This window comes from Pseudomonas sp. P105 (assembly GCF_032614175.1).
Classification (GTDB): Bacteria; Pseudomonadota; Gammaproteobacteria; order Pseudomonadales; family Pseudomonadaceae; genus Aquipseudomonas; species Aquipseudomonas rhizophila.
Map to the genome: position 1 here is coordinate 893,061 of NZ_CP126693.1, position 13,594 is coordinate 906,654.

Annotated in this window: 11 protein-coding genes; 7 read left to right on the forward strand and 4 right to left on the reverse strand. The window is 61.7% G+C overall.

The window, feature by feature from the left end:
• The first annotated feature begins 9 nt into the window (after nt 1-9).
• The 5 genes from QOM08_RS03865 (at nt 10) to QOM08_RS03885 (ending at nt 7,320) form a co-directional block, all read left to right on the forward strand.
• Entirely contained in the window at nt 10-489 is a 480-nt protein-coding gene (locus QOM08_RS03865) for a PilX N-terminal domain-containing pilus assembly protein (protein ID WP_076386379.1), read from the forward strand.
• On the forward strand, nt 476-3,577 hold the full coding sequence (locus QOM08_RS03870; protein ID WP_160893360.1) for a pilus assembly protein: 3,102 nt from the start codon (nt 476-478) through the stop codon (nt 3,575-3,577). The genes QOM08_RS03865 and QOM08_RS03870 overlap by 14 nt, the downstream gene beginning before the upstream one ends.
• Before the next feature lie 10 nt (nt 3,578-3,587).
• Nucleotides 3,588-3,989, forward strand: coding sequence for a type IV pilin protein (locus QOM08_RS03875; protein WP_076386375.1), 402 nt, complete (start codon nt 3,588-3,590; stop codon nt 3,987-3,989).
• A gap of 55 nt (nt 3,990-4,044) precedes the next feature.
• Entirely contained in the window at nt 4,045-5,145 is a 1,101-nt protein-coding gene (gene thiO, locus QOM08_RS03880; protein WP_047230179.1) for a glycine oxidase ThiO, read from the forward strand.
• Between the two features lie 1,809 nt (nt 5,146-6,954).
• The gene (locus QOM08_RS03885) at nt 6,955-7,320 is read left to right on the forward strand and encodes a DUF6124 family protein (RefSeq protein ID WP_139051190.1); all 366 of its coding nucleotides are present in this window, start codon (nt 6,955-6,957) and stop codon (nt 7,318-7,320) included.
• A gap of 96 nt (nt 7,321-7,416) precedes the next feature.
• Here the strand turns inward: QOM08_RS03885 and QOM08_RS03890 are convergent, their stop codons facing one another.
• The 4 genes from QOM08_RS03890 to QOM08_RS03905 form a co-directional block, all read right to left on the reverse strand.
• Nucleotides 7,417-8,763 carry a sigma-54 dependent transcriptional regulator gene (locus QOM08_RS03890; RefSeq protein ID WP_316912582.1) on the reverse strand — a complete coding sequence of 449 codons (1,347 nt, stop codon included), beginning with the start codon at nt 8,761-8,763 and terminating at the stop codon, nt 7,417-7,419.
• Nucleotides 8,760-10,352: a two-component system sensor histidine kinase NtrB gene (locus QOM08_RS03895; protein WP_281459547.1), complete on the reverse strand. Its 1,593-nt coding sequence runs from the start codon at nt 10,350-10,352 to the stop codon at nt 8,760-8,762. Before QOM08_RS03895 ends, QOM08_RS03890 begins: the two co-directional genes overlap by 4 nt.
• The gene (locus QOM08_RS03900) at nt 10,342-10,575 is read right to left on the reverse strand and encodes a PP0621 family protein (protein ID WP_047229875.1); all 234 of its coding nucleotides are present in this window, start codon (nt 10,573-10,575) and stop codon (nt 10,342-10,344) included. Before QOM08_RS03900 ends, QOM08_RS03895 begins: the two co-directional genes overlap by 11 nt.
• 123 nt (nt 10,576-10,698) lie before the next feature.
• On the reverse strand, nt 10,699-11,715 hold the full coding sequence (locus QOM08_RS03905; protein WP_047229874.1) for an outer membrane protein assembly factor BamD: 1,017 nt from the start codon (nt 11,713-11,715) through the stop codon (nt 10,699-10,701).
• Between the two features lie 151 nt (nt 11,716-11,866).
• Here QOM08_RS03905 and rluD point away from each other — a divergent pair, with 151 nt between their 5' ends.
• Both rluD and pgeF read left to right on the forward strand, forming a co-directional pair.
• Complete coding sequence (gene rluD, locus QOM08_RS03910; RefSeq protein ID WP_047229873.1) at nt 11,867-12,829, forward strand: 23S rRNA pseudouridine(1911/1915/1917) synthase RluD; 963 nt, start codon at nt 11,867-11,869, stop codon at nt 12,827-12,829.
• The gene (gene pgeF / locus QOM08_RS03915; RefSeq protein WP_316912583.1) at nt 12,826-13,551 is read left to right on the forward strand and encodes a peptidoglycan editing factor PgeF; all 726 of its coding nucleotides are present in this window, start codon (nt 12,826-12,828) and stop codon (nt 13,549-13,551) included. Before rluD ends, pgeF begins: the two co-directional genes overlap by 4 nt.
• Nucleotides 13,552-13,594 lie beyond the last annotated feature (43 nt).

Genomic DNA, 13,594 nt, shown 5'->3' on the forward strand with positions numbered 1-13,594 from the left:
GGGCGACTGATGAATTCAACGCCCATCAAGCATCGCCAGCGCGGTATGGCATTGCTGGTCAGCCTGGTTTTCCTGCTGCTCCTGACGCTGATCGGCCTGTCGTCGATGCAGAGCGCCACCCTTCAGGAAAAAATGACCAGTAGCGTCATGCTACGCAACCAGTCCTTCCAGTTGGCCGAGGCAGCGCTGCGGGTTGGTGAAAGCGCGGTACAGGCCGAGGCCTACTCCCTGCCGGTGTGTACCACCGCGACCCAGTGTGCGCCGCCGGCTGAATCGGCAACCCTCACGACGGCCGGGCGCAATTCATCGTCGGGGGTGACCTGGATCGCCGTCCCTGGCGGGTTCTATGGCGTGCAGAATCTGGGCACCACGCTGACGGCGGTCAACGTGCCGATCAATACGTCGGCGACGCTGTACCGGATCACGGCGGTGGCCGTGGTGGGAAATAACCAGCGCAGCGTCGTGGAGAGCATCTATGCGAAATATTAAGGTGCGTCGCGATTGGAAGCAGGCGTTGTGGGGTGTGCTGCTCAGCCTGTACCTGGCTGCACCGGCCTATGCTTTCACGCCTTCGGATTCGCCGTTGCTGAGTGCCGCCGCAGTCACGCCCAACGTGATGCTGCTGATCGATGACTCGGGGAGTATGAACAACATCATTTGGGCGTCGGGGTTTGATCCGACGGTGACGCAAACGCGCACTTATGCATGCAGCGCCAGTAGCAATTGCAACGATAGGTATGAACTGGATCTGGATGACTCGAACATTCTGTTAATGAGCCTGTTGCGGGGCGGTTGCTCGTCTGGCTGGTACGGTTTCTACCGGCCCGGCCTTGGTCGGATCTGTCTGCGGCTGCCAGACCCGGTGGGTGGGGGCGATACACGCTACACCGCCAAGTACCTGGCGTATCTGGTAACCCTGGCCAACGGCTCGAACCGGGACTACACCAATGGCTCAATCCCCAGGGATTATCGAATCAACGTGGCACGGGATGTCTCCAACGACTTGGTCGCCAACAACCGTGCCTTGCGCATCGGGCTTGCCACCTTCAATCCTCCCAACTTCAGCAACTCCGGCCCGGGGGGCTACATCGCCCGTGTCGTCAGCGATCTGTCACCCGTCAGCGGCAGCGTGACCCAGACCCAGGCCAACGCCAACTACAGTGCCCTGATCAACGCCATCAACGGTCTGGGCGCGGTCGCCAATACGCCATTGGCCGAGAGCTATTACGAGGTCACCCGTTATTTCAGGGGCATGGCGCCGTACCACAACAATAGCCCCAGCACCTACACCAGCCCGATCCAGTACCGGTGCCAGAAGAATTTCGGTGTGGTGATCACCGACGGCTTGCCCACCTACGACCGTACCTTTCCCACCAACGATCCGTTAGGCGGATCCCGTCTGCCGAACTGGGATGGCATCAGTACCAACGATGGTGCTGACCGCAACGGTGACGCTGAGGGCGATACGCTTTATCTGGACGATATCGCCAAGTTCGCTTTCGACATCGACATGCGTTCCACCGGCACCGACGTCACTGGCCAGAGCTGGAATGCCACGGATTTTCCCCGGCAGTACCTCAATACCTACACCGTGGGTTTTGCCGTCACCAATACGATGCTGTCCGACGCCGCTCGCTACGGCGCGGGTAAATATTATCCAGCGTCCGACAGCGAAGGCCTGAACTCGGCCTTGTCATCGGCCTTGAGTGACATCACCTCCAAGGCCGGATCGGGGGGCGGCGGCACCACCAACGGTGCAACGTTGTCCACCACCTCCAGCTATTACCAGACCACCTATGACCCCAAGGACTGGCGAGGCACCATCCGCGCATTCGGTTTTACCTCGGCGGGGACGGTCGATACGGCGGCCGTGCAATGGACCACCAACACCAGCATCGTGCCGGGTGCCACGGCACCGACCTATCAGTCCTGGAACACCGCGACCAACACGCCGGTAACCCTGGCCTACGGCAACTTTTCACCGGCCCAGCAAACCAGCCTCAGCCAGGGCCTGCCCACGGGGATCACCGGCAGCGATCTGGTGGAATGGAGCAAAGGTGTCAATAAAACCGGGCTGAAGGTGCGCAGCGCGTTGCTGGGGGACATTATCAACTCGCCACTGCTCCTGGCCTCGCCGAACGACCAGACCGCCTCGGACCTGCTGAACGACACCAGCTACAGCACTTACCTGGCAACCAAGGCGGCGAACATGAACGCCAATCTCGTGGTGAATGCCAACGATGGTTTCTTCAGCGTCATCAACAGCGCAAACGGCACGCGGCGTTACGCTTATATGCCCTCGAGCGTCCTGCCCTCGTTGCGGGACATCGCTGACACCAATTACATCAACGGCGTGAGTCACAAGTTCCTGGTGGATGGGCAGATCGGCGTATTCGATGCGCAATTGGGCAATGCTTGGAAGACCGTTGCCCTGGGCGGGACTGGAGCCGGGGGCAAAGCGTTCTATGCGGTGCAATTGTTCGACGCAGCGGCAGGCAATGCGCTCCGGGCGTTGTGGGAAATAAGCGCACCGACCGTCGCCAATACGGCCAACGCCTTCAATGACCTGGGCTACGCCTATGCGCGTCCCGAAGTCGCGCGCCTGGCCGATGGTCGCTGGGCCGCGTTCATCGCCAATGGCTATGGCAGCAACACCGGCGTAGCGGCGCTGTACGTGGTGGATATCCGAGATGGTTCGCTGATCAGGAAAATCACGGTCAATAACAGCGAGACGGGTAACGGCCTGTCGTCGGTCAAGCTTCGGGTCAATTCCCAGAACGTGGTGCAGGCCGCGTACGGTGGCGATTTGAAAGGGCGGATGTGGAAATTCGACCTCAGCGGCACTTCCCCCACCGCCTGGGGCGTTGCGTTTGCCGGGCAGCCGTTGTTCACCGCGCCCGGTGGTGCAACCCAGCCCATCACCGTCCAGCCGTTGCTGGCGGAAAACCCTCAAGGCGGGACCCAGGTTTTTTTCGGCACGGGCAAATTCAACGAAGCGGTGGACAAGCTCAATAAGGATCTGCAGGGGTTCTATTCGATCTGGGACGCCGTCGGCGGTACCGGACAAATCCCGGTTTCGAGCCTGCAAGCCCAGTCGATCACCGGGGTGTTCTCAGGCAGCACCGGGCAATTCGTGACGACCAGCCAGACCGACGTGACGTATCCTGCAAAAAATGGCTGGTATCTGCCCTTGGTGTACAACAACGCATTGACTGGGGAACGGGTGATCAACCCGGCCAGTCTGGTGCTCGGGCGCGTGGTTTTCACCACGGCCGCGGTGGACACCACCGATCCCTGCGCCAGCTTTGGTACTGGCAAACTGATCGAGGTGGATGCGTTCAACGGTAAGATGCTCAACTACGCGGTGCTCGACACCAACGGTGACGGCATGCTCAACAGCCTCGACACGGTCTCCAGCGGAGTGATTTTCACGGGCGGGATCCCGACCTTGAGCGCTGTCGTCAGTGCCAACGGGGCCACCAACATGATCGTGAACGACTCCGGTGGCGGCATCACCGACCTGCTGGGAAAATCCGTCGGCGGCAGCCGCCGCATCATGTGGCGGCAAATACAATGAGAGATAAGGTATGCGCAGATCCAACCGGGGTTTCACCTTGATCGAAATCATGATCGTGATCGCCATCATCGGTATCGTGATCACCGTCGGCTATCCGAGCCTGACCGAATACATGAAAAAGGGTCGAAGGGCCGAAATCGCCGGGCTGCTATCGGAGCAGGCGCAGATTCTTGAGCGCCATTACTCCAAGAACAATGTCTACACCAACGCGACCGGGCTGAGCAGCGGTAATGATTTCTACACCATTACCCAGACGCTCATGGATCAGAGTTTCACCCTGACTGCCGTGCGCAACAGCGCCTCGTCCATGGCCACCGACAAGTGCGGTGATTTCACCATCAACAACACGGGCGCGCGAAGCATCATCAACGCTGCTGCCGGGCTGACTGCCAAGGATTGCTGGGGTCGCTGAGTTTATTTTTTCGGGCGCTGTCCTGCGCCCTTTGTCTTGTGAGTTGAAATAGAACATGACCAGGCAACAGCAAGTGGTGATTGTCGGCGGCGGAGTCATTGGCCTGCTGACGGCGTTCAATCTCGCGTCCGAAGGGCAGCGCGTGGTGCTGCTGGACCGCTCCAGTGTCGGCCAGGAATCGTCCTGGGCCGGCGGCGGTATTGTTTCGCCGCTGTACCCCTGGCGCTACAGCCCGGCGGTCACCGCACTGGCCCACTGGTCGCAGGACTTTTATCCACAGCTGGCCCAGCGTCTGTTCGCGGCCACGGGGGTTGATCCGCAGGTGCATGTCACCGGTCTGTATTGGCTGGACCTGGACGATCAGGCCGAAGCACTGGCCTGGGCCGAGCGGGAAGGGCGCCCGTTGCGGGCTGTGGAAATCTCGGCTGTCCATGACGCGGTGCCAGTACTGGGCGCGGGTTTCTCCCGGGCGATCCACATGGCCGATGTGGCCAATGTGCGCAATCCCCGGTTGGTGAAGTCCCTCAAGGCTGCGTTGCTGGCGCTACCCAATGTCACGCTGCATGAGCAATGCGAGGTCGGCGGGTTCATCCGCGACGGTGGGCGTATTGTGGGGGTTAACAGCTCCGAGGGGCCGATCCTTGGCGATCAGGTGGTCCTGGCGGCGGGCGCCTGGAGCGGTGAATTGCTCAAGACTCTGGGGCTGAAGTTGCCGGTCGAGCCGGTCAAGGGCCAGATGATTCTGTACAAATGTGCGTCGGATTTTCTATCGAGCATGGTCCTGGCCAAGGGCCGTTATGCGATTCCGCGTCGCGACGGGCATATTCTGGTGGGCAGTACGCTGGAGCGCGAAGGCTTCGACAAGACCCCGACCGATGTTGCGCTCGATAGTTTGAAGGCGTCGGCGCAGCAGCTGATTCCTGCGCTGGCGGACGCCGAGGTGGTCGGGCATTGGGCCGGCTTGCGGCCTGGATCGCCGGAGGGCATTCCCTATATTGGTGAAGTGCCGGGGTTTTCGGGGTTGTGGTTGAACTGTGGGCATTATCGCAATGGGTTGGTGTTGGCTCCGGCGTCGTGTCGGTTGTTTGTTGATGTGATGTTGGGGCGTGAGCCGGTGATTGATCCTGCGCCGTATGCGCCGGCGGGGCGGTTGTAGGGTTCGGCTTTGGCTTGGGGGTGAGCTTGGTGACGAGGCGGTCTGACAGCCGGCCTGTCTCTCACGGTTGTACCCGGATCCAACTGTGGGAGCGAGCCTGCTCGCGATGGCGGCCTGACAGCCGGCCAGGGTTTTGTTGGTTGGGTATATATCCGTTTCTGCGGTAACGGCTACTTATGGTTCCGCCCTTACGGCGGGTCACTTTTGAAGAGCGCAAAAGTAACCAAAACGCTCTTGCCCCACCACTCGGTGCCTCGCCTAGGCTCGGCATGCCCTCACTCCGGCATTGCTCCGTGGGCCCGCCGCGAAGGGCCATCCATGGCCCAGCGCGGCTACCTCGGCATCCATGCCGAGGTGCCCACTCCACAATACCTGCGTTCGGCCAGCGTGGTTAACGGGGCGCCCCAGATCAAAATCAAAAGCGAGGCGGCCTGACAGCCGGCCTGTCTCTCACGGTTGTACCCGGATCCAACTGTGGGAGCGAGCCTGCTCGCGATGGCGGCCTGACAGCCGGCCAGGGTTTTGTTGGTTGGGTATATATCCGTTTCTGCGGTAACGGCTACTTATGGTTCCGCCCTTACGGCGGGTCACTTTTGAAGAGCGCAAAAGTAACCAAAACGCTCTTGCCCCACCACTCGGTGCCTCGCCTAGGCTCGGCATGCCCTCACTCCGGCATTGCTCCGTGGGCCCGCCGCGAAGGGCCATCCATGGCCCAGCGCGGCTACCTCGGCATCCATGCCGAGGTGCCCACTCCACAATACCTGCGTTCGGCCAGCGTGGTTAACGGGGCGCCCCAGATCAAAATCAAAAGCGAGGCGGCCTGACAGCCGGCCTGTTTTTTGCGGGTGTACACCCATCGGACCTTTGGGAGCAAAGCTTGCTCGCGAGGCGGCCTGACAGCCGGCCTGTTCTTGCGGGTGTACACCCATCAGACCTGTGAGCCGGACCTGTGGGAGCAAAGCTTGCTCGCGAGGCGGCCTGACAGTCGGCCTGTTTTTTGCGGGTGTACACCCATCAGACATGTTGAGCCGGACCTGTGGGAGCAAAGCCTGCTCGCGAGGCGGCCTGACAGCCGGCCTGTCTCTTGCGGGTGTACACCCATCAGACATGTTGAGCCGGACCTGTGGGAGCAAAGCCTGCTCGCGAAAGCGGTCTGACAGCCGACCTGTCTCTTGCGGGCGTAGCCCTATCCCAGTGTGGGAGCGAGCCTGCTCGCGATGTCAGCCCATCCACCCTCGATGCAACCGAGGTGTCGCTATCGCGAGCAGGCTCGCTCCCACAGGAGAAACGCGTTCGCCCAAAACCAGGCCGGCTGTCAGGCCGCCTCGCGGAGGACGTTGATCTCGGCGCCCCGTTAACCACGCTGGCCGAACGCAGGCATTGTGGAGTGGGCATCCCGGCATGGATGCCGGGATAGCCGCGCTGGGCCATGGATGGCCCTTCGCGGCGGGCCCACGGAGCAATGCCGGAGTGAGGGCACACCGAGCCTAAGCGAGGTGCCGAGTGGTGGGGCAGAAGCGCTTTGGTTACTTTCGCGCTTTTCGAAAGTGACCCGCCGTAAGGGCGGAACCCTAAGTAGCCGTTACCGCAGAAATGGATATACACACTCACAATAGCGCCTTCACAGCCAACCAGAATTTGTGGGAATGGTCGGACAAGGCCCCTAATTCGAGCCGAATTTTCCGACGAGTTCTGGCGGTTGCCGGGTGGGAAGGTCTCTCGTTAACCTTTTCCCGTCGCTGCCAATTCAGCGACCGGGCGTCGCGGCCCGCAAACTTGGTAATCCATTCCTTCCTTTGGAGTACCGCAATGTGTGACAAATCTCCATCCGCTTCAGAAACCAATAACGAGTCCCCATACTCCAGCCTTAACCCAAAACAGCTTGATGAAGCCGCCAAGCGCGCCCTCGACTATTACCTCGGCCCAAAGCCCGAAGCCAAAAAGAAACCCGCCTCAAACCAGCTATTCACCGTCGTGGACGGCATCGACACCGAATGCCTCCTCGCCAACCTCAGCGAAACCCTGGCCTCAGCCAACGCAACCGTCAGCGACCTGGCCTTCGAGCTTGAAGGCTCGCGACGGCATATCGCCTTGGGGGTACAGCAGTTGATTGAGTTGAGTGAATTACTGGCCAATCGTGTTCTGGACGAACGGGTACCAGTGCCGGAGGGCTAGAGAAGGGGTGCAAATCAGCCAAGGCGAACGCCGAACCTGTGGCGAGGGAGCAAGCTCCCTCGCCACAGGTTAAGTAGGGGGCTTCAGGACCGCGCCTCAATCCAACCCCAACTTCTTCAACCGATACCGCATCGACCGAAACGACAACTTCAACCGTTGGGCCGCCGCCGTGCGGTTCCAGCGGGTTTCCTCCAAAGCCTGGAGGATGAGTTTGCGTTCGACGTCCTCCAGATAGTCTTCCAGGTTATCGACCCGCATCAGGTCGGGGCTGCCTGCGTCGGTGGTGCTGATGCCCTCGGCCAGGCGCAGGTCGTGGGCTTCGATCAACTGGTGCTCGCAAAGGGTGTAGGCGCGTTCGAGCATGTTTTCCAGTTCCCGAACATTGCCCGGGAAGCGGTAGTTTCGAAGGGCGTCCAGGGCTTGGGGATGGAGCTTGACCGCGGGGCTGCCGGTGTTGGCGGCCAGGCGCTGGAGGGTGTGATTGGCGAGCGATTCGATGTCTTCGCGGCGTTCGCGCAGCGGCGGGACGCGCAGTTCGATGACGTTGAGTCGATAGTACAGGTCCTGGCGAAAGCGCCCGGCGGTGACTTCGGCGTCCAGGTCCTTGTGGGTGGCGCAAAGAATTCGTACATCCACCACTTCTTCCTGCTGGCCACCAACGGCCCGCACGGCTTTTTCCTGGATGGCCCGCAGCAATTTGACTTGCATCGCCAGGGGCAGGTCGGCCACTTCGTCAAGGAACAAGGTCCCGCCGTGAGCGGCCTGGAACAGTCCGGGTTTGTCTTCGATGGCGCCGCTGAAGCTGCCTTTTCGATAGCCGAAAAACTCGCTTTCCATCAGCTCCGTGGGAATCGCCCCACAGTTGACCGGCACAAAACGCTGGGCGGAACGCGGGCCTTGCTCATGGATCAACCGGGCGACCAGTTCCTTGCCGCAACCCGATTCCCCGCTGATGTAGACCGGCGCCTGACTGCGAGCGAGTTTTTCGATCTGTTTGCGGACGTTGTGCATCGGCGGGGAATCGCCCAGCAGACAGCGCTCGATGGACGCCGCCGGGATGGCGACCGACGGCAGGCGTAATGCGCTGGTGACCAGCTCACGCAGCCGACCCAGGTCGACCGGTTTGGTCAGGAAGTCGAAGGCGCCGGCCTTGAGGGCGTCGATGGCGGTTTCCAGGCTCCCGTAGGCGGTGATCATTGCCACGGGCAATTGCGGGTAGCGTTGCTGGATATGTTGCACCAGCTCCAGGCCAGTGCCGTCGGGCAGGCGCATGTCGGTCAGGCACAGGTCAAAGGTGTCTTCAGCCAGCAGGGCCCGGGCCTGGGCAAGGTTCTCGGCGCTGCGGGTGTCGAGTTTCATCCGGCCCAGGGTAATGTCCAGGAGTTCGCGGATGTCCGGTTCGTCATCGACGATCAGGATTCGTTGCCGTGAGCGCGTAGTCAAATCTGTTTCCGTCCGTGAGCAAAAGTGATGCGAAAGCAGCCGCCGCCTTGGCGTGGTTTGAAGTCTAGGCGGGCCTGGTTGCTTTCGCACAGCTCACGGGACAGATAGAGCCCAAGGCCGGTGCCCTGGCTGCTGGTGGTGAAGAAAGGTTCGAACAAATGCGCTTGCTGGTCCGGCGTCACGCCGGGGCCATTGTCGATAATGTCCAGCATGGACAGCTGGCTGTGGGGATCGATGAACAGCTTCAGCCAGACCTCGGCCTCTTCATGGGCCATCGCGCTGTGACGCCAGGCGTTGCGCAGCAGGTTGTCGAGCACCTGGGTCAACTGATCGGGGTCCATCAGCGTGAGGTAGTCACCCGGGTCGATGCTCAGGTGCAAGTGCTGATGCCCAGCCGCGTTTTCCCGGGCCTGTCGGACGAACTGGTCGAGCCAGATCCGCAGATCCAGGCGCTGCGGCGTGGTCTGCTGGCGGCGGGACAGTTGCAGGACGTTTTCAATGACGCGGTTCATTCGTTGGGAGTGATCCTGGATGATCTGCGTCAGACGCCGATCTGCGTCGTTCAGTTCCTCGGACTCGCGCAGCAATTGCGCCGCATGGCTGATCGCCCCCAACGGGTTGCGGATTTCATGGGCGATACCGGCGGTGAGGCGCCCCAGGGAGGCGAGTTTCAACTGCTGGGCGTGCTGGGCCACTTGGGCCAGGTCTTCGAGGAAGACCAGGATCTGATGCTGATCGTGATGCCCCAGGGCAATGAAACTCGGTTGCAAGGTCAGGCCGGTACCGTTAATGGTCAGGCTTTGCGGACGCAGGCTGGGGTTGTTCAACCACAGCTGTAGCCGCTCCACCAGGGCGCCGGAGCAGTCGTCGAGCCGCTGGCCGACCAGGTCGTGCATGCCCAACAGGTTCAATGCGCTTTCGTTAGCCAATTGCACCCGGCGCTGGCGATCGAGCACCAGGATGCCGGTGCGCATGCGTTGCAGGATCAGTGCGTTGAGCGCTTCCAGACCGACTACTTCGCTGGCCCGTTGTTCGGCGAGGATTTCACTGGCTTCCAGGCGTCGGGTCAGGCCTTGCACCAGCAGCGCGGCGGCAAAACACAAGGCCCCCAGGGTACCGGCCTGCAGATAACTGCTGGGACGGCTCGAATCGCTGAGGTCAAGGAAGAAGCTCGATCCGACGATGCCCAGCGTGGCGACAGCGGCAATCAACAGGCCGATTCGGCCTCGCAACAACGTATTGCCGATGGCCACCGAGACGATGAGCAGGTTGCCGATGGCGCTGGGGGCGCCGCCGGCAGCGTAGAACAGCCACGACAACAACAGCACGTCGGTCAGAGCCAGGCCGAACAGCCGGGCTGGGCGGCGGGTATTTTCAAGAAACACCACCAGCAGGATATTCAGCACCAGGTACAACCAGCTGCCGCTGCGCAGCAAATCGTCGTTGGCGAACTCCAGCAGGCGGTTGTCCATGTTGCTGGAGATCAGCAGCACCAGGGTGATGCCGATGCTTAGACGGTACAGGTGATAGAGACGCAGCAGGCGCTGCGCCTGTTTGACGCGAGGGCTTGAGGCTTGCTCAGCGGTCACGAGTGCCCGGGCCTTGCTCGAGGTGAGCCTGGCTGCAATACCACTGTTGTTCGAGGGCCAGTGCCCGATCTCGCGGCAGGTGCACGCCGCAATGGGCGCAACGGACCATGGGCGGTGCGTCCTGTTCCCGAGGGGAGTTCGGCGCGGCAGAGGTCCCCTTGAACTTGCGCCACAACCATATCGCGGCGGCAATCAGGGCGATCCAGAACAGTAAACGAAGCATGATGGGCGGCTTTTTGGCTAATGATCAGGCAGTTTAGCCAAGGACAGGAACGGCGCACAGCGCTATAAAATCCAGGCACAAAAAAGGGAGACCCGCGGGCCTCCCTTTTGCTGACACCTGGCCTCAGTCGAACAGGCCGAAGGTCATGTAGCTGAACCAGGAGCGATCGCTGGATTCGCTCTCAGGCTCTTCTTCTTCGAGCACGTCGCCATTTTCGTCCTTGGGCTTGAGCTCGTTTGGAATGGCTTCCTTGGCATCCTGGAACTGGCGCTGAACGTCCTGGTTGGCGCGGGTTTCGCCCGGCGGCAGAGGTGGACGGGATTCGATCAGGCCCAGGGTCGCCTTGCTCAGCCACGAACGGTTGTCGGCCTCGTCAACTCGTGGAGTGAACTGACCATCCTCCAGGGACGGGTGATCCGGGTAGTTGAGCTTGAGGGTTTCCAGGCTGGTGGCGGCCAGGTCGTCCAGGTGCAGGCGCTGGTAGGCTTCGGTCATCACTGCCAGGCCGTCGCCCACCGAGGGGGTTTCCTGGAAGTTTTCCACCACGTAGCGGCCACGGTTGGCGGCAGCGACGTAGGCCTGACGGGTCAGGTAGTAGTCAGCCACGTGGATTTCGTAGGCGGCCAGCAGGTTGCGCAGGTAGATCATGCGCTGCTTGGCGTCCGGCGAATAACGGCTGTTGGGGAAACGGCTGGTCAGCTGGGCGAACTCGTTGTAGGAGTCGCGCGCGGCGCCCGGGTCCCGCTTGGTCATGTCCAGCGGCAGGAAGCGCGCCAGCAGGCCGACGTCCTGGTCGAAGGAGGTCAGGCCCTTGAGGTAGTAAGCGTAATCGACGTTCGGGTGCTGCGGGTGCAGACGAATGAAGCGCTCGGCGGCGGATTTCGCAGCTTCCGGCTCGGCGTTCTTGTAGTTGGCGTAGATCAGCTCCAGCTGGGCCTGATCGGCATAGCGACCAAACGGATACCGCGACTCCAGGGCCTTGAGCTTGGCCGTGGCGCTGGTATAGCTGTTGTTGTCCAGGTCGGTCTGCGCCTGTTGGTACAGTTCGACTTCGCTCAGGTTTTCGTCTACGACTTCCTTCGACGAGCAAGCAGCAGTCAATGCGAGGATGGCGATCAGCAGCAGGTGTTTCACTTGCATGGCGGCTTGCGTCCCTATGACGGCCGCTGTCTTGGGCGGGGCCGTCCTGTTATGATGAGCGCCCCGTTGAGAAGCCTCGGGGCAAAAGACGCCGTATTTAACCACAAGCGCGCAGCCGAAACCAAAGGCTGTGCCGACGCCTAGTCCGAGCATGTCCGATAAAATAGAACTTCGCGCAGAGGTGCCGTCCGAATTGGGCGGCCAACGCCTCGATCAAGTCGCCGCACAACTCTTCGCCGAGCACTCGCGCTCGCGCCTTTCCGCCTGGATCAAGGACGGCCGCCTGACTGTGGATGGGGCGGTGATCCGCCCGCGCGACATCGTCCATGGCGGCGCCATCCTCGAACTGACTGCCGAGCAGGAGGCCCAGGGAGAATGGGTCGCCCAGGACATTGCCCTGGACATCGTCTATGAAGACGACGACATCCTGGTGATCAACAAGCCTGCGGGCCTGGTGGTGCATCCGGCCGCCGGTCATGCCGATGGCACCCTGCTCAACGCCTTGTTGCACCACGTGCCGGACATCGTCAACGTGCCCCGCGCGGGCATCGTGCACCGCCTGGACAAGGACACCACCGGTCTGATGGTGGTGGCCAAGACCATTCAGGCGCAGACACAACTGGTCACACAGCTGCAAAGTCGCAGCGTCAGCCGCATTTATGAATGCATCGTGATCGGCGTGGTCACCGCCGGTGGCAAGATCAACGCCCCCATCGGTCGTCACGGCCAGCAGCGCCAGCGCATGGCGGTGATGGAAGGCGGCAAGCAGGCGGTCAGCCACTACCGCGTGCTGGAGCGTTTTCGTTCCCATACGCATGTGCGAGTCAAGCTGGAAACCGGTCGTACCCACCAGATCCGCGTGCACATGGCCCACATCAACTTCCCGTTGGTGGGCGATCCGGCCTATGGCGGACGTTTCCGCATTCCGCCGGCCGCGAGTATCACCATGGTCGAGTCGTTGAAAAACTTCCCGCGCCAGGCGCTGCATGCACGTTTCCTGGAGCTGGATCATCCGACCACCGGCAAGCGCATGAGCTGGGAATCGCCGCTGCCGGATGACTTCGTCTGGCTGCTGACGTTGCTCAAGCAGGACCGCGAGGCGTTCATCGGATGAATGACTGGCTGATACCCGACTGGCCCGCGCCGGCCTGGGTAAAGGCCTGCGTCACTACCCGTACCGGCGGCGTCAGCCTGGCGCCGTTCGACAGCCTCAACCTGGGCGACCATGTGGGCGATGAGCCCACGGCCGTCGCTGAGAACCGTCGCCGCCTCACCGATCGATTTGCCATTCGTCCGGCCTGGTTGCAGCAGGTCCACGGTATTACCGTGGTCGACGCTGATCCGGCTCAGGTGGCCATCGCCGATGCCAGCTGGACCGCCACACCGGGTATCGCCTGTACGGCGATGACGGCGGACTGCCTGCCGGTGCTGTTCTGCAACCGTGCCGGCACCCGCGTCGCGGCAGCCCATGCCGGTTGGCGCGGGCTGGCCAACGGCGTACTGGAAGCGACTCTCGACAGTCTCCAGGTCCCGGCCGACGAAATCCTCGCCTGGCTCGGCCCGGCCATCGGTCCGCAAGCCTTTGAAGTGGGGCCAGAGGTGCGTGAAGCGTTCATGGCGCAACTGCCTAGGGCGGCAGACGCCTTCGTGCCTGGCGACACTGCCGGCAAGTTCCTGGCCGATATTTATGCACTGGCCCGCCAACGGCTGGCGGCGCGCGGTGTCACGGCGATCTATGGGGGCGGCCAGTGCACGGTGACCGACCCACGCTTCTTTTCCTATCGGCGCAACTCGCGTACCGGTCGCTTCGCCTCCCTGATCTGGCTCGACCGCTAGACTTCTCTGATCTGTATCAATAGCGCACTGCTTGAATCTTCCA